The following is a 26,156-nucleotide window of genomic DNA, read 5'->3' as shown; positions in this document are numbered from 1 at the left end:
ATGAGAGCGATATTATGTACAAAATACGGTTCCGCGGATGTGCTGAAGCTGGCTGAGGTGGAGAAGCCGATTCCCAAGGACAAGGAAGTGCTGGTGAAAATTCATGCGACGACGGTGTCGGCCGGTGACTTGCGTGTGCGCCGCTTTCAAAGCCCGCTATCGCTGTGGCTCCCTATGCGCATTGTCTTGGGACTTAGGAAACCGAGGAAGCCCATCCTTGGCGTCGAGCTGGCCGGAGAGATTGAAGCGGTGGGCAAGGAGGTCCGGAGCTTTCGGGAAGGGGATCAAATTTATGCCCTGACCGGGATGGGCTTCGGAGCGCATGCGGAGTACACATGTTTGCGGGAGGACGGTGTGATGGCTTTAAAGCCCGCGAACATGAGCTATGAAGAGGCGGCTGCCGTTCCTATGGGAGCTACGACGGCATTGCATTTTTTTCGCAAAGGGAATATAAGGCAAGGGCAGAGGGTTCTAATCTATGGAGCTTCCGGAGCTGTAGGCACGTCTGCGGTGCAGCTGGCGAAATATTATGGCGCGGAGGTTACCGGGGTGTGCAGCGCCTCCAACCTTGAATTTGTCAAAGCCATAGGGGCGGATCAGGTGATGGACTACACGAAGGAGGAGTTTACCCTGGAAGTAGGGTGCTACGATCTGATCTTCGACGCTGTAGGGAAGCTCTCGAAATCCGCTGCCAAGAAAGCACTTGCTCCAAGCGGGAGCTATGTGACGGTCGATGGCCAAGGGATTGCCAAGGTACGCAAGGAAGATCTGCTTTTCCTCAAAGGGCTCGCAGAAGAAGGGAAGCTGAAAGCGGTTATCGATAGACGCTACTCGTTGGAGCAAGTTCCCGAAGCGCATCGTTATGTTGAAAAAGGGCATAAAAAAGGGAATGTCGTCATCACGGTGAAGCATGAGAATTGTATGTAATTTTATAAGAGAAGGCCACTGGGTTGCCGTTACCGGTGGTTTTTATTTTGCGCATATAAAGTGGTATGGTAATCCTTGCCCGTAGTCCCTTAGACAAATAGCTAAAAATATCTTATACTAAAATGTGTCGAATAATGTCGAGTGGGCAAACCTTCCGAAAGGAGGGGGCGCAAAGCTTCGGGCCTAAGGAGTGCTGACTCTAGGGCGGCCGGGCCGCAGAAATCGGATTGCGTTTGAATCATCGCAACGCGGCGCCAATAACTCGCAGCATGTCATGTTCATCGATGGAGTGAGGGGAAAGCCTATGAATTTGCGGATCAAATTGCCGATCCTTATCGTTGTCATTGTTTCAGCCTCCATACTTATTTCCGGGATCATCACATATTTCTATAGCTCGGAGCTTCTGCTTCGCAAGAGTGACGACGAAATGAAGGCGAATGCTTATCGTATGGGAGAAGCCATTCGGGGGTTGGTTTCCGCAGAAATACGGCAAACCGAAATCCTCGCCTCCCAGCAGCTGTTTCGTCATACGCTGGCCGCTAGAAGCGAATCCGGCGTACATTTTTTTGATTCGACGAATCCGCAGCTCTCATTATCTACGAAGGCGCTTCAGGACGCTTATCACGGTTCGGTGCTGCATGAGAAATTTTGGCTCGGCGATTCCGAGGGAGTAGTTATTGCCGGCAGCGACGCAGCACCGGAGACAGGTCAAATTATAGTGAAGGACCGCAGCTACTTTATCGCGGCGATGAAAGGGGCACCGGCTGTTAGCGGCACGATTGCTTCCAGGGCCAACAGCCAAACGATCATCGTTATTGCGGTGCCGGTTAAGGAACCTTCAGGCCAAGTCATAGGGGTCGTCGGCAATTCCATTTATACTTCTTTTTTCTCGGATCAGTTGAAGGGCATCAAAATAAACAAGCATGGAGTGCTGTATATCGTGGATGCTGACGGAATGATATTGGCTCACTCCGCCAACGACAACTTGATTCAAACGAAGGTAAAAAGCGAGGAGATTATAAGCGTTATCCGGGATCAATCCGATGAAATGAACGGCGGTATGGTGATTTCGAACGGTCAAGGGTCCAAATATTTGGCGTATTCCAAAATCCCTCTGGCCGATTGGACCGTCATCGTAGAGGATGACGTGGCGGACATTCAAAGTCCGCTGATCGATTTGGCCTATAAGTACGCGATGGTGCTTCTTCTTTCCATCACAGCGGCGTTCGGGTTGTTCGTCATGATCTTGTTCCGTTGGGTGACGAAACCGCTTCACGAGATTATCAGAGTAATTATGCGAGCCGGGGCAGGGGACCTTACCGCCAGGGTGCAGCTCCGGGCTAAGGATGAATTCCGTGTGCTCGGGACCTCGCTCAATGACATGCTGATTCGAATCGGGGAGCTGATGCAGGCGCAGGAAACGGCGAACCGTCTTCAGCTGGAAAACGTCGCGGAGCGGGAGAGGAGCCGGGTTTCCGAGCTGCTTCGAACCTGCATGTATAAGCTGAATTCTACTTTGGATGCCGAGCAAGTGAAGGACCTTGCCTTCTACGAGCTGCTGAAGCTTGTCCGTTATGATCGCGCGGCTTCATGGATGCTGGAGTCCGATCGTTTAGTCCCTCATGCGGAAACCGATCACGGCATAGGATTGTCTCAACGGGATCCCTTAGAGGTTAAGGCTTGGTTTGCTCAAATGAGACAAGACCACCAGCCGATTATGGTATGCAGTACGGATGGACAGGGCTACCTTCTGGCCGTACCGCTCGAAATGCACGGGAAGCTCGTTGGTTTGCACATCATCGAGAGGAAGGAGCCGGCCTTTGAGCGAAGTGAAGTCGAGCTGGTGTTAAGCTTTTGCAGCCAAGCGGTCATCGCCGTGACGAATGCGCAGCTGTATCGGGAAAAGGAAATGATGGCCATAACGGATGAGCTGACCGGCATCTATAATCGCCGTCACTTTTTCCATCTGGCCGAGCAATGGCTGGAACGAGCCGAGCTGCATGGAGAGCCGATCTCCGTTATTTTATATGATGTAGATTATTTCAAGCAGGTAAACGATCGCTTCGGACATCTCTTTGGGGATTTGGTGCTGAGGAATGTACCGCTGGTAGTGGCCCCGCATCTTCCGCCTCAGCATCTTATGGCACGTTACGGCGGAGAGGAGTTTGTTCTGCTGCTGCCGGGACATCGTGGTGCGGAGGCATGGAAGGTCGCGGAAGCGATGCGCCGAATTGTAGCCGATCACAGCTTCGAGCCTGAGCAGCTCCCGATTCAAATTACTGCAAGCCTTGGCGCAGCGGAGAATGTGAGGGGTGAAGGGCTAAGGTCGCTGCTGCAGCGGGCGGATCAAGCCTTGTATGAAGCGAAACGTTCGGGACGCAACTGTACCGTTCTTGCCGAACCCTCCGAGAGCATGGAACGACACTCATAATACGTAGAAAGGCAGGTACCTCGTTAGAACGATACAACGCGGCGCCTGCCTATTTCGTTATGCTCGTTTGGACCCGAGCCGCCTTACTTTGTCGAGCCACTTGGTCCGCAGCTCTTCCGATGACGGCCTGACCGGACCGATCTCGGTAATTCGCACCGGCTTTATGCCGCAAAAATGCAATATATTGCGTTTCATCACTTGATGTCCGGCATGCCGGTAGATCCACCGGTTGTACCAAGGCGGGGTGTCCATGGTGACGATCAGATGCGCGGATTTGCCGGAGAGCAGCTTATCCCAAAGAGGGGAATGCTCGCGGTACTTAAAGGCGAAGCCGGGTAAGAAGACTCGATCGATGAACCCCTTCAGGACTGCGGGCATCGATCCCCACCAGGTAGGGTAAATGAATACCAGGTGATCCGCCCATCGGATGAGCTGCTGCGCCTCCTTCAAATCCTCCTCCAGCTCCGTTCTTTGCCGGTATCCATATTTCAGATTCGGATCAAAGCGGATTAGGCTTAGATCAATCTCACGTACGTCAGCTTGGCTCCCCGCGGCTCCCGCCTTATATGCAGCCGATAAAGCCGCACAGTAGCTTTGCGAGTCAGGATGTCCCATGATGATGAGAATGTTCGATTTCATATGTTTTTCCTCCTCCGGAATGCTATAGTAAGCATAGAACGTTATCCCGTACGAAGGTATGATCAGACGCGCACAAATGCTGTTGAATCGCGCAAAGGAGGAGGAAAGCTTGAACAGCCAAGGAGTATCCGTCTCGATGGTCTATCCGATCATGAAGACGATCGTCCATAAAGGATACGATCTGGATTTATTTTACCGATATGCTTCGTTTGACCCTGCTTCTCTTCGCAATGTCGAGGCGCGCATCCCCGAGCAAGAATTGGAGCGGTTAACGCTGGCGGCGGCAGAGTACACGCAGGATCCGTATTTTGGACTGCTTCAGGGGCAAATTATGGAGTTTGCCGATATGGGCATTCTCGGTTATGTCATGATGCACTCGAGCAAGGTAGCGGACGCACTGGCGGCATACCAGCGATATAACGTTATCTTGTGCAGCGGGTTTAACCTGAAGTGGGAAGTGTGCGGGGACGATGTGCTGATCCGGCTGTCCCTGCAGTCCTCCGGCCGGATGTCGCGTCATTGTATTGAGGATATGGCTTGTTCCTTGTATCGCCTGATCGGCAAATTAAGCAACCGCCAGCTGCCCCTTCGAGAGATTGCGTTTATGCATGAGGCGCCGGAGGATTTGGGTCCTTATGAAGCGGCGTTTGGCCGAATCCCGGTGTTTGAAGCGAAGGAAGATGTGCTGCGTTTGTCGAAGGAGGTGCTGGACTATCCGGTCATGTACTCCGACGCCAAGCTGCTGAAGCTGTTTGATTCCGTTGCACAGGAAACGATGGAAGAGCTGATCCGGCCCGGCAAGCTCTCGGACCAGGTCGTTCTGTGGATGAAGCAATGCAGTCCGTCGTTCTTCCCGACATTGCAGCAGACGGCGGCTCATTTTGGATTCAGCACCCGATCCCTTCAGAACAGGTTAAAGGAAGAAGACACAACCTATAATGAGATTTCCGTTCGTGTACGGAAGGAGCTCGCGATTGGCTATCTGCGCAAGCTTGATTATTCGGTTAGTGAAATTGCTTATGTCCTGCATTATTCCGAGCCCAGTGCTTTTCAAAGCGCCTTCAAAAAGTGGACGGGAATCACACCGGGGCAGTACCGCACTCGACTCATGGAGAACATGCAATAAGTAAGGGGAAATCATCTCATGGCAAAAGCGGATCATATGCTAGCGATTCTTATGCTGCTTAGAACCCGCCGCAAAATGACGGCTCAGCAGCTTGCGGAGGAGCTGGAAATTCATATTCGTACTGTGTACCGTTATATCGACGCCTTATGCATGAGCGGTGTGCCGATTGTTTCCGAAACAGGGCGGGACGGGGGGTACTTCATTCCTGATCATGTGAAGCTGGATCCTCTGTATTTTGATCCCGCGGAGCAAAAGGCGCTTCTCCATGCGGCGAAATTCATTCGTGAGTCCGGCTATCCGCAGGAGGAGGCCCTAGAGCGGGCTATCGGTAAAATAAAACGGTATACCAGCTATGCGCAAGCCGAGCGGCTCGGTCAACTGGAAGCCGGTTTGGAGGTGATTCATCCCCCCGCCAATGTGAGAATTTCGGGAGAGCTGCGTCTTTTGGAGCAGGCCATTGAAGCGCAATGCAGTCTTGACATTGTGTATGATGCAGGGTATGAAAATACTTCAACCTCGCGCACGCTGGACCCTTACGGCATCGTCCACTGGAAGGATAAGTGGTACGCTGTAGGGTATTGCCGGCTTCGAGCAGCCGTTCGGTGCTTTCGTGTCGACCGCATCCGAAGCATGACACTGACCGGGAACACGTTTGACAAACCGGGTACGTTCTCTGCCCGAAATGCCCTTCTGGAAAGTCTTCAAGGTCATACGGGCGACCTGGAGGAAGGCTTGGTAACCGTACGAGTCCAGGGGGGCCCTCAAGCATTGAATGATTTGTGCGGGCATTGGATGTTTGGGCACTCCCTCACGGAGCGAGAGAAGGAGCTGGCCGTATTCAAAGTGGAGGAAGCGTACTTATATACCCATGCGCCTTACTATTTGCTCTCTTTCGGCGGATCCATCCGTGTCCTGGAGCCTGAGCCGTTAAGAGCATGCTTAGCGGATATCGCCGCAAAGCTGGTTGAGTATTATAAAAGCTGAGAAACACTGACCGTCGTTGTCAGTGTTTGTTTTTTATAATATCGGTATATCAATTCAAGAGAGGCGGATGGGAATGAATAAATACAGTCATATGGATGTCAGGGTTACGTCTTGGGAGCAGGTACACCATTTTTATGAAGCGCTGCTAGGAGCCTTGGGGTATACCCGTACGTTTCATACCGAACTATGGAAGGTTTTTGCCTCGGAGGGAGAGCTTCCCAGTGTAGCTTATTTTGCCTTGACGGTAAATCCCGAACATGAACCTAACGAGAATACAATCGGATTCTGGGCGGAGGAACGGGAAGAAGTAGATCGAATTGCCGAGCTGGTAAAGCTAAACGGGGGAACGGTAACAAGCGGGCCGGGGTTGTTTCCAATAAGCCCGACCTATTACGCTGTATTCTTTGAGGACCCTTGCGGAAACAAGTATGAAATGGTGCATCGATTGAATTGATGAAGCTGCAGCGGCATGGAGACGTTAGCAATAGGGAAGAAACGGAAGGAGGAAGTCTATGGTAAAATATATAAAAATGATAAGCATAGGAGGATCTTGATGGGATCGATAATGAGCAGAATTACACCTTGTCTCTGGTTTGACAAGCAAGCGGAGGAAGCAGCCTTGTTTTACACGAGTATTTTCAGCAATTCAGCCGTTACCGGCATGACCCGTTACGGTGAGGTAAGGCATGAGATCGACGGCATGACTGAGGGGATGGTGATGACGGTCCATTTCCAGCTGGACGGGCAGGATTATGTGGCATTAAACGGAGGACCTCTATACCGATTTAATGAGGCTCTGTCTCTGATGGTTCATTGCGAAACACAGGAGGAAGTGGACTATTACTGGGAGAAGCTCTCGGATGGCGGAGATGAGAAGGCTCAGGTCTGCGGCTGGCTGAAGGACAAGTATGGAGTATCCTGGCAAATCGTTCCTGTCCAGCTGACGAAGATGATCAGCGATCCCGATGCAGAGAAGTCCCAAAGGGTTACCCGGGCGATGCTTCAGATGAAGAAGATGGACATTGCCGCGTTACAGCGAGCTTACGAAGGATAGTAAAGCAGGACAGGATAGGAGGAAAACAGAAATGCCGAGTTCCGTATTTACCAATGCGCTCAGAGAAGCAACGGGAGTATCCTGGGAGGAGTGGATCATCCGCTTGCAGCGCTCGGTCGATCCCGCATGGTCGCACGAACAAATCAAGAGTTATATCCTCAGCAACCACCGCGTTGCCGAGGAATGGGGAGAGTGGCTGGCGCTCCTGTTCGGAGAGCTGCTGGGCCGTATTCCCGTAGGAGTAACCAAGGACGCAGGCGTCCAGGTAGGATATCGGAAAACGATAAATATTCGGAAGGATCAGGCATGGAGTTATCTAACTTCATTGCAAGGACTTGCCTTGTGGCTCGGAACCTTTTCCCAATTTGAATGGAGCAAAGGGTTTGAGTTCGAGTCACAGGAGGGGGTCACGGGGAAGCTGACCGTGGTTGAGCCCGGCCTTAAGCTGCGCATGACGTACAAGCGTCCCGAGTGGGAAACGCAATCAAGGCTGCAGCTGTATTTCTTGGCCACCAAGACAGGGAAGACGACCTTGGCGTTCCACCAGGAGATGCTGGAGGATGTGTATATCAGAGAGCTGATGAGACGTCACTGGGAGCGGGTCGCACTTCATGCGGATAGTGCTTTGGAAGGAGCCGGGCATGGCAACCGTCCATGAGGTACGAGCTTTGGCCCTTTCATTGCCGGAAACGGAAGAGCAGGAGCATGGGGGGAAGCCTTCCTTCCGAGTTCGAGATAAAATATACGCGGTGATCCAGCCCGATCAGGTCTCGTTGGTGATCAAAACGACGGAGGAGGATCGTCAGGCTTACACGACGCTGGATCCCGAGGTTTTCCAGGTGCCGGGCAGCTTCTCAAGGCTGGCTTATATGATGGTTCGGATCGACCGAATCGAAATGGACGAGCTGCGGCAGCTGCTGGTGAAGGCATGGAAGCTGGTCGCGCCTAAACGTTTGGTGAAGGCGTACGAGGCGATGCAGCCTCTTCTTTAACAGCATGAGATCCTTTTGCGGGTTTTAGCCAAATAAGGAAGCTCAGCGGTAGGATCATCTCAAAGAACAGGGCGATTAGGGGCCAGGTTTTGTTAAATTCCAACAGCTGCATATAGTCAGGAAAGAAGGTAATGGCCCCGACGGAAGCAAGAACGGCGATGGATAAAGTGAGGCTGCTTCCCGAAGCTCTGGGTAGAAGGCGTGTGATGCCGTTTGTCACTAGATAAAGGTTAACGCATGTCTTTACCATCATGGCCGGGATCCAGATTCCGACGATGAAAACGTCGAATCGGTCCAGGAAATCGGTAATGCGGATTTCTCTGATTAAGTGATGATTCGGATAAATGAACCTGCTGGTCAGCTCCGGATTTAGTACGCCTATACATAAGAATATGAGGAGCTGCAGAAGACCAACACCCCATAAAAGACCGTACATCCCTTGTCGGAAAGGAAACGATTCATTCTTCGAGAGAAAAGCAAGTCCGATAAGCTCCCCGATATAAGCAACGGCATACCATGAGGCTTTCAGTACCGGTACGCCTCCGTATTCCCAGATTGGCTGAACATTCCGAAGCTGGAACTCCCGGACCAATAGCAACGGCAGCATGAGAATCACGATAACCAAAAAGGTTTGATAAATCTCCGTCATCCTGGCTATGATCACTACACCGGGCCGAGCAACCCAAGCGCTGCAAACGGCTAATATTAATAGCAGAATGATGATGGGTGTTCTTGGGAGCAGGGAGTAATTGATAAAGCTGCCTAATTGATGATAATCGCGCATGGAGATGACGAAGAAGAATAAGATATAGCCCGCCCCGATCATTCTTCCGAGATAAGGAAATCGCTCAACCAGCACTGCGTACAGATCCCGGTTAGGAAACCGCTTCATAACCCGGGATATAACCCACCAGGAAAAAATGACGGCAGCCAGTGCCAACGGATAGGCGAATATGGCATCCTGCTTGGCAGCCTCAACCATCTGTGAGGGAATACTGGCTAAAGTGGCATTTAACGTCATGAGGCATCCGAGCATCACAACCTGTCTGGAACTAAGACGATCCATGGCAGCTCCATCCTTCCTCTAGTGAAACGGGTTCAATGGCTTTAGAAGAGACTCAATCATTCTCGGCGGCGAGAACAGCTCGGACGCAGACATAACATAAGCCCATAAGCATGCACTCAGGCCAACAGACAGAAATGCGAGCAAACGCGTTATCCCATTGGCCTTGCGAAGAGTGAACCAATCTATGAGAAGGATTATAAGGGCTCCCCCAATGGCTTCTGCCAAAGCTAATTTCATGATGTCAGCTCCTCGTCTGGAATACCGAAGGGTTTATTTACCGTGCCGCTATGCTTGATGGAAATAGAGGGCACAACCTCAAGCTTCACTTTCGGATAGTGCGTTCTCCTCCAGTCCTCCCTGAGGGATCTCCATGCTTTCATATTATGACGGTGGATCAAATCTCCGAAACCGAGCGGATCCGAATGATAAGTGTTTTGCAGCAGAGCTACAGCTTTCGAAATATTGGTAACCAGCAATTCTTTGATTTGAGCTTCGAGCTCTAGCGCATGGCTTGTAGCATGAAAGTTCGATTCATTATCCACGAGAGTCCCTTTTGCATGAATCTTCATCCGAATGGTAATCTGTTCCTCGGTCATCAGGGGAATAAGCTCGACGTTCAAATCCTTCAGTAGGACGGAGATGCTTCCATTTCCACGAGTGCTCTTGACAGTCACCTCGGGATTCCGTGCTTCACCCATGGCAATAAGCAAATAGGACGAAAGCGGCTCGTTGATGAAGCCTTTCAGCTTGCTCCTTTCAAAAACAGCAAGGCCGGACGACTTAATCATCATATTGGATTTGCCTTCAACATCTGAGCCTGATTTGATTAATGTGAGTGCCGGAACCAAGGGATCCACACCTTCCGTAAGCAGCTTCTGATTGAGTCGCTTGAGCGTGGTCGGATGCTCCGTTAAATTTTGAACGAGTTCCCTCATGAGCTCGGATGGAAATTGCTCGATGGGAGAATTGGCATTGAGCAGCTCGGATGCTTCTCCTTTTGCGATTGCGATCAATGAAGAGAGTCGATTCTGGGGTACTCGGACAAAAATATCCATGAGATGCCCAAGCCCTCCTCTCGCGAGCTCCTCGCCAAAAACAACAATCCGCCGATGGGAAAAGTTAAGCTGTCTGGATAATGACTTTTGTTGGATCACATTGGACTCGCGTACGGTCTTCCCTGTAACGATATCATTGAACCAGGATTTCGACCCGCTTGTACCGCCGCCGCCTCCTTTCGAGCCGGCTCCTCCCATTTGACTAGGAAGCGGGATTTGAACGGTTACCTTGTATAGATCCCCTGCCTTGTCAATGCCGCTTCCGCTTACGAAGGCCACGTCATTCACTTCTTTGCGATCCCAGCAGCCTGCAAGCAGCAAGCACATTATTGCGATCAGCCAGCATTTATGCATTCGGGAAGCATCTCCTTACTTGGCTGGTTCAGGTGATGAGGAATTTGACTGTGTACGCTTCTTGTCACGGGCCGTTTGAGACCTCTTCTTCATTTTCCACCACGGGGCGCGAACGAACATGTCCTTCATTTTATTTTTGCGGTAAGGTGCAAAGCCGGACATATACGGTATGCCGAAGGAATGGAGCCGGCACAAATGCAAGGAGATGATGAAGACCCCGACAACGATGCCGAAAAGCCCCAAAATTCCGGCAAGAAACATGAGCGGAAAGCGCAGGATGCGGATCGAAATGGACATGTTAAAATGTGGAATCGTAAAGGACGCGATACCGGTTAACGAGACTATAATGACCATGGGGGCGGAGACGATTCCAGCTTGAACCGCGGATTGTCCGATTACGAGCGCTCCTAGAATACTGACGGCTTGTCCAATGGTTTTAGGCAGCCGGATTCCCGCCTCACGCAAGGCCTCAAAGGCAACCTCCATAATGAGCGCCTCCACCAGAGCCGGAAACGGGATGGCCTCCCGTGCCGCCGAAATGCTGTGCAGCAGTGTGCTGGGAAGCATGTCCTGATGATAGGTAGATATGGCAATGTATAAGGAGGGCAGAAGTAAGGCTACGGTCATAAACATATAACGCAACCAGCGAATCAAATTGCCGATCATGTACCTTTCGTAATAATCCTCATTGGCCTGCAGCATGCTCCAGAACGTGATGGGTGCCGTAAGGACAAACGGGGTTCCATCCACGAAAATGGCAAAGCGGCCCTCCAAAAGCTGAGCGGCCACCACATCCGGGCGTTCCGTATATCGGAATTGAGGAAAGGGCGAATACGGGTGATCCTCGATGAATTCCTCTATATATCCGCTCTCAAGCACGCTGTCGATTTTGATGGCCTGCAGTCTTTTTGTTATTTCATCAATCAGCTTGGGGTCCGCCAGATCCTCTATGTAAGCAAGCGCAACATTGGTCTTCGTCCGCTCACCGATTATGAAGGGGACAAGCTTCAGCTTGGAGGACTTGATCTTGAATCGCAGCAGCGAGGTGTTGGTTCTTAGGCTTTCAATGAAGCCCTCACGCGGTCCCCGGATGTTCACCTCGGAATCGGGCTGCTGTACGCTTCGCCTGGTGCCGCCAGCGACTTTCAGCACAATTGCTTCCGCGCTGTCCTCCACGAGGAGCAGCGCATTGCCCGATAAAATGGCGTCGACCGACTCCGTAAAGCAGGATGTCCTCGACAGCTTAGTAATGGTGACGACCTGCTCTTCCAGCTGCTTGGGAGCCACAAAGGTACCATTCACTTCATCAAGCCGGTGCAGCAGCGGACGTAACACGTTGTCCTGAAGATACTCGGATTTTACTAATCCGTCTATGAAAATAAGAACGCCCTTGACTCCGCTCAGCAGCGTTAATTCTCGGAATTCGACATCGGAACAGGACTGGAACTCTTCTTCCAGCATGCTAAGGTTGGAGGGCAGATGTCTGGAAAAGGATGTACGATTCATGGCAAAACTTCCTACCTTCCTTTAATGATGTTAATATGACCAATGGAGTAAAGTTCTATTAGATCAAGGAACATAAAGGTAATTTGTCTATGATATAGATCACAGTGTCCTCATTCGAATTTTGTTATAATCCGGAATACGTGCAGCTTTTGATACGAAGGGGAGCAAGAAGGCAATGACATTCGGATTAGTAAAAAAATTCGTGCTCGGACTAACAGCTGTTTCTGCAATTACCTATGGGACCAGCGCATTTTTTATTTTTGTTTTGAAGGATCAGTTTACCTCCTTCTTACCGGAGGGAGTATTTATTGCGGTGACCTTAGCCATGGGCATAGGCTGGACGGGGTTTCTTGGCTGGCTGATGGCCAAGTGGATTGTCAGTCCGCTGCTGCTGTTGACAAAGTTAGCCAATGAGGCAGCCGAAGGTAATTTAGCGATCAGCCTACCGGCACACCGGTCGAAGGATGAGCTCGGGGTCTTAAACGAGGCGTTCCGCAGTATGGTTCGGCAGCTTCGGGGCTTGCTTCAGGACATTACAAAGCACGCGATTGCAGCTAACGAGAGCTCCGCGGCGCTAAGTGAGGCGATCCTGCAGGCTACCTATCAAGCGGAGCAGATTTCGGCCATTAACGAGCGAATCGCTCATGGGGCAGAACAGCAGAAGGAGGAAGCAAGACTTTCCTTCCTCGCCATGGAACAAGTATCGCTTGCTGCGTCGGAGGTCAGCGAAGAAGCCGGACAGACGAATCGACTCTCTGCGCAAATGGTGAGGACGATAGAGGAAAGCAGCGAGGTGATCCGCACCTTGGTACATACTATGCTGGAGACGTCACGGACAGGCGAAGGAACGATTGAGGTTGTGGCCCAGCTGGAGCGCGACGCACTGGAAATCGGAAGCGTGACTCGGCTGGTAGGGGAAATCGCCGATCAGACTCATCTGCTTGCTCTGAATGCAAGCATTGAAGCGGCGAGGGCAGGGGAAGAAGGGCGAGGCTTCTCTGTAGTTGCCATGGAGATTCGTAAGCTGGCTGAGCAGAGCAGTCAATCCGTACATGCCATCGATGAGCTGATAAGACAGGTGCAGCTTGCGGTGGAGGACGTTGCCGATCGGCTGAAACGACAGGTCGAGTCCATGCAGCGGGAAGCGTCAAAGGGAGAGCAGACGGAGCACGCGATACGCAGGATGAGCGGAAGCGCTCAGGAAACGGCGAGTGCCGTACAGCTGATCGCCGCTACGATTGCAGAGCAGTCGCAGCAAATTTATGGAGCGGAGCAGAAGCAGCGAAGCATCGATAGGATTGCTCTGGAAATTGTTGATGCTGCGAGGCAGGCCGCTTCGTCCACTCAGGAGCAGACCGCCGTCATGCAGGAAATTGCCTCCTCGTCGGAGGTGCTGAAACGACAATCTGAAATCCTGAGGGAGAAAAGCGCCGCGTTCCGAACATGAACACAAAAGAAAAGCCCGCCGAAGCCGCTAGAGAAGCGGTATTCAGCGGGCTTTTATGCATGTTTAGGTAAAGAATAAATCGATGAGAGCACCGCCGAACAGCCAATAGCTGAGTGTCAGGCTGAAAATAACGAGAACCGCATTTTTGATAAAGCTCATGAAAATCCCCCAATTCCTATCTAATAAATAATCTTTCTCTCTCTGTTATATTAGACGAAGAAGTATGGGAAAAGTTTCACTTTCTTTCATTTTTAATGAGAGCCTTAATTTCCTCGAGATCCTTGCGGAACCTACGGTACGTAAGGTAGCCGGCGAGCGCTTTGAGCAGAAAAAACAAAACGGCTGCGACGATGACAAGGATGTAGTTGGATTTGACGATGGCGATAAGGCGATTCAACTCGTCCATTAAACAGAATCCTCCCAGGGGATGAAGGTTCATCCAATTCTCAATGATCTATTTTCAGCCTCAGGACCGCTATTTTATACACTTCCCGTTGTGAAGGGCATTCATATGGAGTATAATGGCCCCAGTTCCCATCCTATGAAGAACAAGGAGATGACCTGATGAACTACAGAACGCTTGGCACTACAGACCTGAAAGTAAGCGAAATCAGCTTCGGTACATGGGCTATCGGAGGTTCTTGGGGCAACGTAAGCGATGAAGAGTCCCTGAGGGCTTTGGATTATGCTATGGATCAGGGCGTGAATTTCTTCGACACAGCGGATGTTTACGGAGACGGAAGGTCGGAAAGGCTGCTTGCGCAAGCGACGAAGGGTAAAGAGGATCGGATCCATGTTGCGACCAAGTTTTGCCGGAAGGGGGACATTCACGATCCCCAAACCTATTCGGAGCAGTCGGTTCGTGCATACTGTGAAGACAGTCTTCGCCGGCTGAACCGGGAGCGCATTGACCTCTATCAAATTCATTGTCCGGCTACTGCCATTCTGCGGGATGGAAGCGTATTCGGCGTATTGGACAAGCTCCAAGCGGAAGGCAAAATCAGGCACTACGGCGTCAGCGTCGAAACCGTCGAAGAGGGCTTGATCTGCTTGCAGCATCCCGGTGTAAGAGCACTGCAAGTAATTTTCAATATACTGCGGCAGAAGCCGCTGGAGCAGCTGCTTCCCGAGGCTAAAGCCAAAGGAGTGGGGATTCTCGTGAGACTTCCGTTAGCCAGCGGCTTGCTGACAGGGAAGTTTACGGAAGCGACGACTTTCTCAAACGATGACCACCGCTCCTTCAACCGCAACGGAGAGCAATTCAACGTGGGTGAAACGTTCGGCGGCTTGCCGTTTGAAAAGGGTGTTGAGCTGAGCAGGGAACTTGCGTGGATCGCCGAAGGTCGAGGAAATATGACTCGTGCTTCGCTGAGATGGCTGCTGGATCAGCCTGAAATCAGCTGTGTCATTCCCGGCTTTAAGTCGGTTGAACAGGTGAAGGACAATCTTGGGGCAGGGGATGTGCCGAGCTTTTCGGAGGAAGAGCTCGCGAAGCTTCGCAGCTTTTATAATGAGCGTGTACATACTCAGATCCGAGGGGCTTACTAGTAGGTTCATCTGCCGATTATCTGTATAGTTCTTACGGGCGATGACGCTCACGGACCATCGACCGGCTCCTGCCGGCTCGATCCGTTGTCCGGCGATAGTCATCGCTTTTTCAATGAAAACCTCACCTCCCCGATCCCCTATTATCATCGCTGCGCTCTTCTACCATAATCATTCCTCAACATAAATAATCTTTGGATAAGACGTTGCTTCTTTGGAACCCGTCCTCCGGCTGCTCCATGCTATAATGAAAATCCTTATGCTGTAGAGGAAAGGGGCTCGATTCGGTATGTCCACCTATTGGCGGCGGCTCTTATTCTTTGGGTTTTTACTCGGTGCGATCCCCGTTTTCTTGATCGGACTTCTTTCTTACTATATTGCCGCCGGCGACATTGAAGCAAAAGTGGAAGAGGGCAATCGTCAGATTCTCCATCAGACTCAGATGCGGGTCGAACAGGTTCTGAAGACACTGGAGCTCTCGGCTATTCAATATGTGAATTCCGCCGTTGTCACGGCTTCGGTTCATCAAGAGCTTACTCCGAAGCAATTCGATACCGTCCGTGATTTGTCAAAAGGATTGTATCACTTGCAGACGTTGACGGGCATTTCGGAAGCCTACCTCATTAACCTGGAAAAGGATTGGCTGCTTAGCTATCGGCTTTTTACGAAGCTTAGCACGCACTCGGAAAAGGAGAAGCTGCTGTCTTATGCCGATGCCCCGACGAGCTTGTTCTGGGAGACGCTCCAAGACGACTCGACTGAACCGGACCGGCGAACCATCCGTATGGTGCTGAAAATACCGACCGTGCCGCTAACAGGGAGCCCGCGGGAGATGCTGATCGTCGATTTGCTGAACAGCGAAGTGAAGCAATTGATAGCTAACAGGGAGAAGCTGGGCGTTCATTATATTTTAGATAAAAACGGGGACAACATTTTATCCGAGTCCGGCAGCGACCAGCTCGAAGCGATTCAAAGCGCCATCATCGAGAGGGCCGGACAGGAGCAGGAAGGGTCATTCCGTACTACAGCCGGCGGCAAAGACATGAGTGTCACGTATCTTGTATCCCCTTACAATGACTGGACCTACGTATCGGTCGTTTCACGGGACGACATTACCTTCGAGTCGCGCAAAATCGCCGTGATTACATGGATCGTTTGCCTCCTGATTTTTGTACTCATTTGGGTTGTCGCTTTTTTCGGCAGCCGGCGAATGTATTCCCCGGTACGGAGACTTTTGGAATATTCCAAGCGGATGGAAGGAAGCGGCTTAGGTACGGTTCTTAAGGATGAATTTACCTTTATTGAGGAGCGGCTGCGCCGACTATCGGTAAGAGGCAAGGAGCTGCAGGACCAGGTAAAGGGGCAGTATGCCCAATTGAAGGAATTTTTCCTTATGAAGCTGCTGTCCGGCCAGGTGAGCGAACAGGATTTTGTTGAACGCTCTCAGGTATACGGTTTCCCTGTTCACTGGCACCGTCTGGCTGTACTTACACTCCAGATCGATACACTGCAGGACACACGCTACCGGGAGCACGACAGGGAACTGCTGCTGTTTGCGGTTAACAATATGGTCGGCGAGCTGCTCCCTCCGGCATCGCGGTTCAATCCTATCGTACTGGAGCAATCCCAAGTGACCATCATGGTAAGTAACACTACAGATGAGATTAGGCTGAAGGAAGAGCTGCACCGTGCTGCGGAGGAGATCAAGTCGAAGGTTAGTGAGTTTCTTCAATTGAAAGTGAGCATCGGCATCAGCCATCCCTATGAGAAAATAACCGGCTCAATGAAGGCGTACAGGGAGTCCCTTCAAGCGTTAAAATGCAGGCTAAGCCTAGGCGACGACATCATTATTCACTTTCAAGACATTATTGCCCAGCAGGACGTCAATGCAGCGACCTTTAACCAAATGAAGCTCCATGAGGATCAGCTTGTCGAGTCGCTAAAGACAGGAGAACCCGTTCGCGTGAAGATGGGCTTTGAGCAGTATATCGCTCTAATCGTATCCAAGGAAATCAGCTTTGCCGACTATTCTCCCCTGATGGTGCAGCTCATCGCAAAGGTATACCAGCTTGTTCAGGAGCAGGGAGGGTCCATTCCAAAGGTGCTGGGTCCCAAGGCGTCATTGGAATCTTTCATGAAGCTGACGACGCTGCACGAGATTACCGTTTGGTTTGAGCAGGACCTGCTGGGACCGGTCGCTCGTTACTTAAACGAGCAGTCCGAAACGCAATATCATGATATTGCCAATCGAATGGTGAAGCTCATCCACGAGAAATATGCCGAGGATTTCTCGTTGGAAGCCTGCGCGGCTCAACTGAATTTTCACCCGGTGTATCTTAGCCGAGTGTTTAAGAAAGAAACCGGGGTAAACTTCAGCGATTACTTGGCCGAGCATCGGATGAGCATAGCAAAGCAGTGGCTTGAAAAAACGAACGATAAAATCGCCGATATTGCCGATAGGCTGCGATATACGAATACAAGCGCCTTTATCCGGACGTTTCGCCGGATTGTCGGAATGACCCCGGGCCAGTACCGGGAGCAGTTCCGACGTGGTTAACTGCGGCATATCAACAGGTTATCTCAGGACTATTCGGTGCATAAAGGCGTATAGATCAGGGGATTGGCGCGCTGCTGGCAATTGGTTAAGAAAGATGTATAGCCTGCTACGGACATGCCGCTCTATAATCAGGAGGAAGTTGGTATGAGGATAAATTTATTGGGCAATCAACGGAGATGGTGCTCATCTCCTTCCTCCGGTTGACGGCTTCAGCGTGATTCGACAGGCACCGGTCCTCAACGGACAACGGCAGTTTTACGCTGTACTCAACCAAGAGGGAGGTCAACCCAACGTATGAATAGCAAAAGTTGGCTTGCAGCCATCTGCGCAGTGCTCGTCACCCTTACTGTTGGCTGCGGTGCAGATCGGGAATCGGATGCCGGTACCGAACCGTTCAAAATCACCTTGACCACCGCCCAGGTAGGCGATGTGCCTGCCGCGGACAATGAAGTCGAGACCGCCATCGAGAAGTATACCAACACGCAGCTCGAGATCCAATGGATTCCGAACGCCGCGTACGACGATAAGATCAATGTCATGCTGGCGGCCAATGAAATGCCGATGATGCTGCGTGTGAAGTATGTGCCGATGACCATCAGTGCGATCCAGTCGGATTTGTTCTGGGAAGTCGGGCCTCTTCTCAAGGATTATAAGAACTTGTCGGCACAAAGCCGGAAGTATTACGACAATATTGCTGTGGACGGAAAAATTTACGGCATTCCACTGTTTCGGGATATGGCAAGATCAGCAATCATTTATCGGAAGGATTGGCTTGATTCGCTTGGTTTGCAGCCCCCGACTACGCTGGAAGAGTGGTATATCGTCTTGAAGGCCATGGCCTTGAACGACCCGGATGGGAACGGCAAGAAGGATACGTATGGCATGGTGCTGGATAAAAAGTACAATGACGGCTCCGCGGCGTCGACTACCCGGCTGGCGGTCAGCATGGGTGCTCCCAACAAATGGGGCGTTGACGCTAACGGTAGATTTACGCCCGAATTCGTATCTCCGCAATACGTCGATGTGTTGAAGCTTCTTCGCAGACTTTACGAGGAGAAGCTCATCAATGACGACTTTGCGGTGCTGGACGAATCCGAAGCGGAGAAGCTGTATGACTCCGGACGTGTCGGGATGCGGATCGCGGTGGCGCAGAATGCCAAGAGCATGCAGGACCGACTGATCAAATCAGTCCCGACGGGCCGGTTCGATGTCATGCCCCCGACCGGGCCGCAGGGTCCCAGAGCTGCAGGAGAGCTCGGCAACAACGGCTTCTTCGTCTTCTCCAAATCGGCTGTGCGGAGCGAAGCGGAACTGAGAAGGATTCTTGCGTTCATCGACAGCATGCTGGATGAGCCGATGTCGACTTTACAGATGCGCGGTTTGGAGGGAAAGCATTACGCTAGTCTGGGCGACGGAACATTGGAGATCCAAAACTTTAATTTGTTCCAGCGCGAGGTGAAACCGTATCGGGACAGTCTGTTCAACATCGAAGGCTACCACGTGGCGCCGCTGAAGGATACGCCCCTTGGGGAGAAGGGCAGGCAAATTCCGAAGGATAATTTGACGAACATGGTGTCGAACCCGGCACTGACGCTCACCTCGCAAACCAACACAGAACGGGGCAAAGAGCTGGAGCAGATGATTGCGGATGCACAGACCCGTTACATCATGGGCATTATTGATGACGCAGGCTGGGAAGCCGAGGTGGACAAGTGGCGCATGGCCGGAGGCGATCGGATGAGTAAGGAATACGAAGAAGCTTATAAGAGCATGACCAAGCGGGGAGAGTGAAGCGATGCAGCAATAGAAATGGAAAACAGCAAGCGATCGCGAAGTAGGGAAAACACAACATGAATAAGGGAGAAGAAGCCGAATGAAGAAAAAATATGCGATTTGCGGAGTAAGTAACCGAGCAATCTCGATGTTTATCGGGCCTATGCTGAAAACATTCTCGTCCACTGCCGAGGTGGTTGGTTTGCTTGACGTTGACCCAAGAAGACATGAGGTATGCAAAAGCAAGTTCCCGGAGCTGTCCCATGTGGGAGAATACGGACCGGAAGATTTCAGCCGCATGGTATCGGAGACGAAGCCGGATGTCATCATTGTCACCGGCCGGGACGACACGCACGCAGGTTACATTGTTCAAGCGCTGGAGCACGATCTCGACGTATTGACCGAGAAGCCGATGGCAACGACAGGGAAGGATTGCCGCCGCATCATGGACGCGGAAGCGAAGAGCAAGGGCAAGGTGACGGTAACCTTTAACTACCGTTATTCTCCGATCCATACCCGAATTAAGGAAATGATCCTGGAGGGCAAGATCGGTCGCGTCACCTCAATCGATCTGAACTGGTATATCGATACGTACCACGGGGCGAGCTACTTTAAGCGTTGGAATCGTATTCGGGAAATTTCCGGCGGCCTGTCCATCCATAAGAGCTCTCACCACTTCGATCTGGTGAATTGGTGGATCGACCAAACTCCTGTTGAAGTATTCGCGTTCGGTGCTCTGAATTATTACGGACCGGAGGGCGAGCTCAATCCGAAGAAAGAAGACGGCCGATTCTGCAGCACCTGCGAGGTCAAGCGGGATTGCGACTATTACAGCCGTTGGAATACCCGCAGCCAAAGCATGAATGTTAAGGATGATCACCTCGGTACGGTGCAAACCGATAAACCGGCCTATAGCCAGTATCGCCCGGATGCCTGTATTTATGACTCGGAAATTAATATCGAGGATACTTACACAGCTACCGTCAAGTACGACCGCGGTGCCTTGTTGAGCTATTCGGTCAACTTCTCCACCCCATATGAAGGCTACCGGCTTGCCATCAACGGCACCAAGGGACGAATTGAAACCGTGGAATATCATATGCTGGATCGGGTACCGTTTCCAACGGAGGTGCAGACGATCGACTACTTCCCGCTGTTCGGCTCCAAGGAAACGATTCACGTCGTTCACCGCGAAGGCGGACACGGAGGCGGAGACCCCGTGCTGCTTGAGGACTTGTTCCTTGGCCCGGACCCTAAGCGCGGCTACAGCATCTTGTCCGGCAGCCGCGACGGCGCTTATTCCGTCGGCACAGGGGAAGCGGTTTGGCGCTCGGTGAAAGAAAATCGTCCGATTCGACTGGAAGATGTGTTACAATAACATACGACGCTTTCGCGGGGTTCATGCTAAGGCATGAACCCCGTGTCTATCGGAATCGAGAAGGCAAGTAAGCTAAACGGCGGGAGACGAGAGAGCATGCTGCAAACTATCAATAAAACTATGGAAAAGTGGATGCCTTTAGTCACACCTACAAGCGTGGTTTTGGGAATCCTGTTCTCCACATGGTTTTCCCCTTACACCGCTTGGGTGCCATGGATTTTCGGATTTATGACGTTTTCGGGCAGCTTAAGCATGAACTTCGGAGACTTGAAGCGCGTACTGACGCATCCGTTTCCGATCTTAGTCTTTCTAACCGTCATTCATATTCTTATGCCGTTACTGGCTTGGGGCATCGGCCACGTCGTATACCCGGGAGACCCGTTGACCATTACAGGTCTCATACTGCTGCTTTGTATCCCTACGGGGATCGTCAGCTTCATGTGGGTTTCCATTTACAAGGGGCATATTGCACTGACCTTATCGATGATTCTAATCGATACGATGCTGGCTCCGTTCCTTGTCCCGTCTACATTGTCTCTGCTGGTCGGTGCAAAGGTCGAGATGGATGTGTGGGGAATGATGGAGGGGCTCACCTGGATGATCGTCGTGCCGTCATTACTCGGCATGGCGCTGAACCAGTGGACCCGCGGCGAAGTGAAGAAGACGTGGGGGCCAAGGCTGTCGCCCTTCTCCAAGGTGGGCTTAGCCGTAGTCGTAATGATCAACAGCTCGGTCATCGCCGGTTATTTTACAGAGCTTACGGGGAAAGTCATCTTCCTGGCTTTCATCTGTGTCCTGATCGTAGCGATGGGTTATCTGATCGGCTGGGGAGTTGCCAAGCTGCTCGGCTGGGATCGCGGTGTAGCTGTCAGCATGATGTTTAACTGCGGCATGCGTAACATTAGCGCAGGGGCTGTCATGGCGATATCGTATTTTCCGCCTCCGGTAGCTCTTCCGGTCATCATCGGTATGGTATTCCAGCAGATGATGGCTTCGTCCTTCGCCTACCTGTTCTTCCGCCGTAATTCGCCGGAGAGCGGTGTTCCCACTTCGGGAGGAGTGCCGGGACGTTCCCAATCGGCATAACGCATCTGAATAAGCCCCCTAACCGTTAGAATCCAGCGGTCAGGGGGCTTTTTCGTAGGCTACTTGTCGGTGAAGGCAAAGGGGCAAAGGGCTAAGCTCGTCCTGCCCCTCCTATTTTTCCTCTCCCGTACCGTATTTGGTCCGGTATTGTCCTGGTGTCATATCCTCTTGCTTCCGGAAGGAGCGAATGAAGTTTTGCGGATTGTTGTATCCGAGCTTCTGTGCGATATCCTTAACGGTCATGTCCGTTTCCTTCAGCCATTTCTTCGCCATATTAAACCGGTACATCGTCAGGTATTCACTGAACGACATGTTGGTTTCCTTTTTAAATACACTGCTCAGGTAGAAGGTGTTATAGTGCAGCTTGGACGCACATTCCTCCAAGGTCAGGTCCGTATCGTAGTACCGATGAATCAAGTCGATCAGCTCTTCCGATAAATTTCGGTACTGCGATTCGCTTCGGTCACGGAAGACGCCGATCAGCGGCAGGATCAGTCGGGTGCGGAACCATTTTTCAATCTCATCCCCAACATAAATCTGCAGCAGCTCCTCATACAGCGAATCTTCGTTCTGCTGGATCTGGGCTAAGGAAATGCCCGCCTCCTGCATCACGATAAGCAGATCATTCAGCAGCCTCATTAAGGATACCTGATACTGCTGAGGGGAGCGCTCCTTCTGGAAAACCTCCTTCATCCACTGCTTTAGAAGCGATAGAGCCTTCTCTTCCTCCGCCAGCTTCACCGCGTCAATCAGGTCGTTCTCCAGCTGCTGAGGGAACGTTTGAATGATCGTGTGCTTGCCTTCATTAATGTAAGCATATCGAATGATTATGCCGGTACCAAGGGTTAATCGCTGCTTAAGCGCCTCCAGACCTTCACGGTAGCCGCGGGCTGCTTTCGAAATGTCCTGGAAAGGGAGACTAATCCCTATGCTGACATCAAGATCCAAGTAGGTGCGGATATTATGCCGGACAGCCTCGGTCCAATCGTCGACAAGCTCGCGGAACTGCCCGCTCGTAATGTCGCCGGCGCCGATTAGGGTGACCTGTGTCTGATCCAGCAGTACAGGCGAGAAGCGGTGATCGGCAGGAATCGTTTCCTCCAATATGTTATTCACGGCGAATAGCAGCAAATCCAGGTCTTTGGAGGTAAACCGGGTCGATTCCAGCATATCGATCTGAAGGGTAAGCACCTCCATTTGTTTCCAGCCGGCAATCTGCTCGTCAAAACCGTACAAGCTCAGACGCTCTTCGAGCTCAGACAGCTTGATATTGCCTGTAAAGATCTTCTGCAGGAAGCTCGTTCGAACGACCTGGGTGTTCTGCTGCAGCTCGGTCTTCAGACTGGTATTCGATTCGAACAGCTGCTCGATATGCTCGCTGATTATCTGAAACTCATCCTTGGGCTTCCCGGTCTGGGAAGGCAATCGGTCCTCAATCGCATTGATCAGGGATCCAATTGGACGGTACATGCGCCTTGTTCCGAACCAGACGGTCACCACCGAGGCGCCGATGATCAGGATACATACGAAAAAGGTAAACCACCCGATATCGCGGGCTTCCTTGGTAATCAGATCATTCTCCGTAAAGGAGATGTAGGTCCAGCCGTTAAATTGCGAACGAACGTAAGTTGCCGTAAATAGGCCCTTGGCAGTTTTCGTTTCGAATTGACCGATCTCATGATCGAGCAGGTCCTTCTGGTTTTCGCTCAGGAAGCCCGTTTCCCAGAGGGCATGTCCCACTTGATTCTCATCCGGATGGGCCACGATGTTCATATTCTGATCCAGGATCATCACGTGCTGCGAAGCATTGGAGGTCAGCATGGAGGCCAAGGTGCAGCTAGGGATATGGGCAAGAATCAGACCCTTTTTATCAAACGATTGCAGCGGCAGCTTCTTCACCAGTGTTATCGTGTTCTTGCAGCCATACGACAGCGTATCCTTTGACCCAAGCTGCCCCTTCTCATGCACAACCCACTGCGAATGGTGCGGCAGGCTCATCAGATTGGTGATTTCATCCTTTTGCTCCCATGTGTCCAAAGGATAGAGCCCGGAATTGTTCATCAGCCAATTATGCGATGTGTTGACTAGAACTACATCCGTTACTTTGCGGTCAGGAGACTGTAAAAGACTCATTTCTCTTCGAAGGGTGTTGTACAGCTGAAAATCGTAAAACGTCAGCCGGCGGTCCATCGCCTCTTGAAACGTACTGGAGCTGATGACACTGTTCAGTGTGTGGTCCAGTGTAATTAATACTCGTTCAATGTTGCCGTTGGTTTGCCTCATGATGTGAATGCTGCTGTCATTCACTTCCCGCTGGATGGCATCCGATGATTTTAAATAGGAAAAGAAGCCTATGATAATGACCGGAATAATGGACAGCAAGCATCCGAAGAGCACCATGCGCTCGAATACGGACAGTTTCTTGCTCACGGCTCGAACCTCCTTTGCTTTACATGGTAACGCCTTGGCAAATAAGGTATACGCCGAAGTGCGCTTACGTGTATGATGTCGGTGTGGATGCGGTTATCACGATAATCATTAGATTATATCGGATACTACCGGGCTGCCGTAGCGCTTACACCGTTCGACAGATGATGCTTGGATTATATACGTAACCGAGATTTCATTATAATCTGAGATCAGCAACAAGAAAAGCACCCACAGCCAAATAACTCAACATTCCTAAACTTAGGGAGGTCTACAGAAATGAACAGAAAGCAAGTAAGCATTGCTCTTGCATCAACACTCGCAGTCTCCATGCTGGCCGGCTGTGCAGGCGGAAAACAAGATTCTAAGAATGCAGCAGGTGGCGAGGCGGCGAAAGGCCCTACGAAGATCAGCATTATGGCGAATCTTCATACTCCGGAGGTTCCCGCACCAGAAATTGAGAAGCTTCTAGAAGAAAAAACAAATACAGAACTGGATATCCAGTGGGTACCGGACGGCAGCTATGATGAGAAGCTTAACGCTTCCTTCGCAACAGGCACTTTGCCTCAAGCTGTATATATGAAAAACCAAACGTCCCTTATTATGTTCCGCGACGCGATCCGGAATAATCAATTTTGGGAAATCGGTCCGCTGCTGAAGGATTACCCGAATCTGAAGAATCTCGACCCTGCGGTACTGAACAATACTTCGGTTGACGGTAAAATTTATGCCCTATACCAAGAGCGTCCGTTGTCCCGTCAAGGCGTTATTTACCGAAAAGACTGGGCTGATGCGCTCGGCATCGGAACGCCTAAGACCACTGAGGATCTGTACAACATGGCAAAAGCCTTTAAAGAAAAAGATCCTGACAAGAACGGCAAGAACGATACCATCGGTTTCACAGACCGGAACGATCTTGTATACGGTGCGTTTAAAACTGTGGCTTCCTGGTTCGGCACTCCGAACGGCTGGGGTGTGAAGGACGGAACGCTTTACCCTGAGTTTGAAGATCCGGCTTACATCGAGACGATGAAATATATCCAGCGTCTTCATAAGGAAGGTTTGATCAACCAGGACTTCCCGGTAACGAGCAAGAACGATCAGCAAAACCTGTTTACGACAGGTAAAGCAGGGATTTATGTAGGCTCCATGGCCGATGTCGTTTCCCTCCACCAGAAGATGGTGACGGTGAATCCTAACATCAATCTGGATGTTGCTAACGATATTAAAGGTCCGAACGGCAAGTTTGCCGTATGGTCGATCCCAGGCTACGGCTCCGCGGTCATCTTCCCTAAATCGTCAGTCAAAACGGAAGCTGAACTGAAGCAAGTTCTTACTTTCTACGACAAGCTGATGTCTCCGGAGCTTTCCAACCTGATCTACTACGGTTTGGAGAACAAGCATTACACCTTGAAGAACGGCAAAGCGGAAGTAACAAGCGACACCAAGCTTCAGGAACGTGAAGTAAAAGCATACCAAGCGCTGCAAATCGGTGGTATCAGCACCGTTAAAATGCTGGAGCCGCTGTTCACACTGCCGGCGAAAGAGAAGGCGGAGCAGCTGATTCTTGAGAACAACAAATCGCTGATTCACGACCCTACCGCACCGCTTGATTCCAAAGCCTTCACTGAGAAGGGCGCACGTCTTCAGGATATCATCAAGGACGCAACCTATAAGTTTATCCTGGGCAACATCGACGAAGCCGGCTTCAAGAAGGAAGTAGAGAAGTGGAAAAAAGAAGGCGGAGACCAAATCATCAAGGAATTTAACGAATCCTACAAAAAAGCAAAAAAATAAAGAGAAGAAATG

The 26,156-nt window shown here is 51.2% G+C and carries 21 protein-coding genes and 1 riboswitch; of the genes, 15 read left to right on the top strand and 6 right to left on the bottom strand.

Annotated features, from left to right (window positions below; all coding sequences use genetic code 11):
• Entirely contained in the window at nt 1–927 is a 927-nt protein-coding gene (locus tag RAC89_RS05560; RefSeq protein WP_306612307.1) for an NAD(P)-dependent alcohol dehydrogenase, read from the top strand.
• Nucleotides 928–1,061: 134 nt separating this feature from the next.
• Nucleotides 1,062–1,148: riboswitch (cyclic di-GMP riboswitch) on the top strand.
• Complete coding sequence (locus RAC89_RS05555) at nt 1,118–3,358, top strand: diguanylate cyclase (protein ID WP_306612306.1); 2,241 nt, start codon at nt 1,118–1,120, stop codon at nt 3,356–3,358. (Overlaps the previous riboswitch by 31 nt.)
• A 57-nt stretch (nt 3,359–3,415) precedes the next feature.
• Here the strand turns inward: RAC89_RS05555 and RAC89_RS05550 are convergent, their stop codons facing one another.
• On the bottom strand, nt 3,416–3,997 hold the full coding sequence (locus RAC89_RS05550) for an NAD(P)H-dependent oxidoreductase (protein WP_306612305.1): 582 nt from the start codon (nt 3,995–3,997) through the stop codon (nt 3,416–3,418).
• Nucleotides 3,998–4,106: 109 nt separating this feature from the next.
• Between RAC89_RS05550 and RAC89_RS05545 the strand changes: the two genes are divergently transcribed.
• The 6 genes from RAC89_RS05545 (at nt 4,107) to RAC89_RS05520 (ending at nt 8,153) form a co-directional block, all read left to right on the top strand.
• A complete protein-coding gene (locus RAC89_RS05545) occupies nt 4,107–5,123 on the top strand; it encodes an AraC family transcriptional regulator (protein WP_306612304.1) in 1,017 nt (338 codons plus the stop codon).
• 18 nt (nt 5,124–5,141) lie between these two features.
• Nucleotides 5,142–6,107 (top strand): helix-turn-helix transcriptional regulator, encoded by a 966-nt coding sequence (locus RAC89_RS05540; RefSeq protein ID WP_306612303.1) that lies wholly within the window; start codon nt 5,142–5,144, stop codon nt 6,105–6,107.
• Nucleotides 6,108–6,180: 73 nt separating this feature from the next.
• Nucleotides 6,181–6,561 carry a VOC family protein gene (locus RAC89_RS05535; protein WP_306612302.1) on the top strand — a complete coding sequence of 127 codons (381 nt, stop codon included), beginning with the start codon at nt 6,181–6,183 and terminating at the stop codon, nt 6,559–6,561.
• A gap of 99 nt (nt 6,562–6,660) precedes the next feature.
• Entirely contained in the window at nt 6,661–7,161 is a 501-nt protein-coding gene (locus tag RAC89_RS05530; RefSeq protein ID WP_306612300.1) for a VOC family protein, read from the top strand.
• 31 nt (nt 7,162–7,192) lie between these two features.
• Nucleotides 7,193–7,819: an SRPBCC domain-containing protein gene (locus tag RAC89_RS05525; RefSeq protein WP_306612299.1), complete on the top strand. Its 627-nt coding sequence runs from the start codon at nt 7,193–7,195 to the stop codon at nt 7,817–7,819.
• The gene (locus RAC89_RS05520; RefSeq protein ID WP_306612297.1) at nt 7,803–8,153 is read left to right on the top strand and encodes an MmcQ/YjbR family DNA-binding protein; all 351 of its coding nucleotides are present in this window, start codon (nt 7,803–7,805) and stop codon (nt 8,151–8,153) included. Before RAC89_RS05525 ends, RAC89_RS05520 begins: the two co-directional genes overlap by 17 nt.
• Here RAC89_RS05520 and RAC89_RS05515 read toward each other — a convergent pair.
• The 3 genes from RAC89_RS05515 to RAC89_RS05505 form a co-directional block, all read right to left on the bottom strand.
• Entirely contained in the window at nt 8,107–9,219 is a 1,113-nt protein-coding gene (locus RAC89_RS05515; RefSeq protein ID WP_306612296.1) for a GerAB/ArcD/ProY family transporter, read from the bottom strand. The genes RAC89_RS05520 and RAC89_RS05515 overlap by 47 nt on opposite strands.
• A gap of 233 nt (nt 9,220–9,452) precedes the next feature.
• Entirely contained in the window at nt 9,453–10,628 is a 1,176-nt protein-coding gene (locus RAC89_RS05510; RefSeq protein ID WP_306612294.1) for a Ger(x)C family spore germination protein, read from the bottom strand.
• Nucleotides 10,629–10,643: 15 nt separating this feature from the next.
• A complete protein-coding gene (locus RAC89_RS05505; protein WP_373429895.1) occupies nt 10,644–12,134 on the bottom strand; it encodes a spore germination protein in 1,491 nt (496 codons plus the stop codon).
• Nucleotides 12,135–12,309: 175 nt separating this feature from the next.
• Here RAC89_RS05505 and RAC89_RS05500 point away from each other — a divergent pair, with 175 nt between their 5' ends.
• On the top strand, nt 12,310–13,581 hold the full coding sequence (locus RAC89_RS05500) for a methyl-accepting chemotaxis protein (protein WP_306612293.1): 1,272 nt from the start codon (nt 12,310–12,312) through the stop codon (nt 13,579–13,581).
• Nucleotides 13,582–13,816: 235 nt separating this feature from the next.
• Here the strand turns inward: RAC89_RS05500 and RAC89_RS05495 are convergent, their stop codons facing one another.
• Nucleotides 13,817–13,987, bottom strand: coding sequence for a hypothetical protein (locus RAC89_RS05495; protein ID WP_306612291.1), 171 nt, complete (start codon nt 13,985–13,987; stop codon nt 13,817–13,819).
• Nucleotides 13,988–14,145: 158 nt separating this feature from the next.
• Between RAC89_RS05495 and RAC89_RS05490 the strand changes: the two genes are divergently transcribed.
• From RAC89_RS05490 to RAC89_RS05470, 5 genes are all read left to right on the top strand, one after another.
• A complete protein-coding gene (locus RAC89_RS05490; RefSeq protein ID WP_306612290.1) occupies nt 14,146–15,129 on the top strand; it encodes an aldo/keto reductase in 984 nt (327 codons plus the stop codon).
• Between the two features lie 286 nt (nt 15,130–15,415).
• Nucleotides 15,416–17,683 (top strand): helix-turn-helix domain-containing protein, encoded by a 2,268-nt coding sequence (locus tag RAC89_RS05485; protein ID WP_306612289.1) that lies wholly within the window; start codon nt 15,416–15,418, stop codon nt 17,681–17,683.
• Between the two features lie 294 nt (nt 17,684–17,977).
• On the top strand, nt 17,978–19,474 hold the full coding sequence (locus tag RAC89_RS05480; protein ID WP_306612288.1) for an extracellular solute-binding protein: 1,497 nt from the start codon (nt 17,978–17,980) through the stop codon (nt 19,472–19,474).
• Nucleotides 19,475–19,556: 82 nt separating this feature from the next.
• Nucleotides 19,557–20,834, top strand: a complete 1,278-nt coding sequence (locus tag RAC89_RS05475; protein ID WP_306612286.1) for a Gfo/Idh/MocA family protein — start codon at nt 19,557–19,559, stop codon at nt 20,832–20,834.
• Between the two features lie 96 nt (nt 20,835–20,930).
• On the top strand, nt 20,931–21,920 hold the full coding sequence (locus RAC89_RS05470; protein ID WP_306612284.1) for a bile acid:sodium symporter family protein: 990 nt from the start codon (nt 20,931–20,933) through the stop codon (nt 21,918–21,920).
• 111 nt (nt 21,921–22,031) lie between these two features.
• On the opposite strand, the gene RAC89_RS05465 is transcribed toward RAC89_RS05470, so the two are convergent.
• Entirely contained in the window at nt 22,032–24,350 is a 2,319-nt protein-coding gene (locus tag RAC89_RS05465) for an AraC family transcriptional regulator (protein WP_306612282.1), read from the bottom strand.
• Between the two features lie 276 nt (nt 24,351–24,626).
• On the opposite strand from RAC89_RS05465, the gene RAC89_RS05460 reads away from it, so the two are divergent.
• Nucleotides 24,627–26,144: an extracellular solute-binding protein gene (locus RAC89_RS05460; RefSeq protein WP_306612281.1), complete on the top strand. Its 1,518-nt coding sequence runs from the start codon at nt 24,627–24,629 to the stop codon at nt 26,142–26,144.
• Nucleotides 26,145–26,156 lie beyond the last annotated feature (12 nt).

Origin of the sequence: Paenibacillus sp. GD4 (assembly GCF_030846225.1) — a bacterium.
Lineage (GTDB): Bacteria > Bacillota > Bacilli > Paenibacillales > NBRC-103111 > Paenibacillus_G > Paenibacillus_G silviterrae.
The sequence above is the reverse complement of the archived record's forward strand: the minus strand, read 5'-3'. Positions and strand labels throughout refer to the sequence as shown.

What these genes read in the sequence shown, in the direction of transcription:
- RAC89_RS05515 (WP_306612296.1), bottom strand. Translation starts at nt 9,219, where the DNA reads ATGGATCGTCTTAGTTCCAGACAGGTTGTGATGCTCGGATGCCTCATG.
- RAC89_RS05470 (WP_306612284.1), top strand. Translation starts at nt 20,931, where the DNA reads ATGCTGCAAACTATCAATAAAACTATGGAAAAGTGGATGCCTTTAGTC.
- RAC89_RS05480 (WP_306612288.1), top strand. Translation starts at nt 17,978, where the DNA reads ATGAATAGCAAAAGTTGGCTTGCAGCCATCTGCGCAGTGCTCGTCACC.
- RAC89_RS05495 (WP_306612291.1), bottom strand. Translation starts at nt 13,987, where the DNA reads ATGGACGAGTTGAATCGCCTTATCGCCATCGTCAAATCCAACTACATC.
- RAC89_RS05490 (WP_306612290.1), top strand. Translation starts at nt 14,146, where the DNA reads ATGAACTACAGAACGCTTGGCACTACAGACCTGAAAGTAAGCGAAATC.
- RAC89_RS05460 (WP_306612281.1), top strand. Translation starts at nt 24,627, where the DNA reads ATGAACAGAAAGCAAGTAAGCATTGCTCTTGCATCAACACTCGCAGTC.
- RAC89_RS05535 (WP_306612302.1), top strand. Translation starts at nt 6,181, where the DNA reads ATGAATAAATACAGTCATATGGATGTCAGGGTTACGTCTTGGGAGCAG.
- RAC89_RS05500 (WP_306612293.1), top strand. Translation starts at nt 12,310, where the DNA reads ATGACATTCGGATTAGTAAAAAAATTCGTGCTCGGACTAACAGCTGTT.
- RAC89_RS05485 (WP_306612289.1), top strand. Translation starts at nt 15,416, where the DNA reads ATGTCCACCTATTGGCGGCGGCTCTTATTCTTTGGGTTTTTACTCGGT.
- RAC89_RS05525 (WP_306612299.1), top strand. Translation starts at nt 7,193, where the DNA reads ATGCCGAGTTCCGTATTTACCAATGCGCTCAGAGAAGCAACGGGAGTA.
- RAC89_RS05520 (WP_306612297.1), top strand. Translation starts at nt 7,803, where the DNA reads ATGGCAACCGTCCATGAGGTACGAGCTTTGGCCCTTTCATTGCCGGAA.
- RAC89_RS05505 (WP_373429895.1), bottom strand. Translation starts at nt 12,134, where the DNA reads ATGAATCGTACATCCTTTTCCAGACATCTGCCCTCCAACCTTAGCATG.
- RAC89_RS05560 (WP_306612307.1), top strand. Translation starts at nt 1, where the DNA reads ATGAGAGCGATATTATGTACAAAATACGGTTCCGCGGATGTGCTGAAG.
- RAC89_RS05530 (WP_306612300.1), top strand. Translation starts at nt 6,661, where the DNA reads ATGGGATCGATAATGAGCAGAATTACACCTTGTCTCTGGTTTGACAAG.
- RAC89_RS05510 (WP_306612294.1), bottom strand. Translation starts at nt 10,628, where the DNA reads ATGCATAAATGCTGGCTGATCGCAATAATGTGCTTGCTGCTTGCAGGC.
- RAC89_RS05550 (WP_306612305.1), bottom strand. Translation starts at nt 3,997, where the DNA reads ATGAAATCGAACATTCTCATCATCATGGGACATCCTGACTCGCAAAGC.
- RAC89_RS05540 (WP_306612303.1), top strand. Translation starts at nt 5,142, where the DNA reads ATGGCAAAAGCGGATCATATGCTAGCGATTCTTATGCTGCTTAGAACC.
- RAC89_RS05475 (WP_306612286.1), top strand. Translation starts at nt 19,557, where the DNA reads ATGAAGAAAAAATATGCGATTTGCGGAGTAAGTAACCGAGCAATCTCG.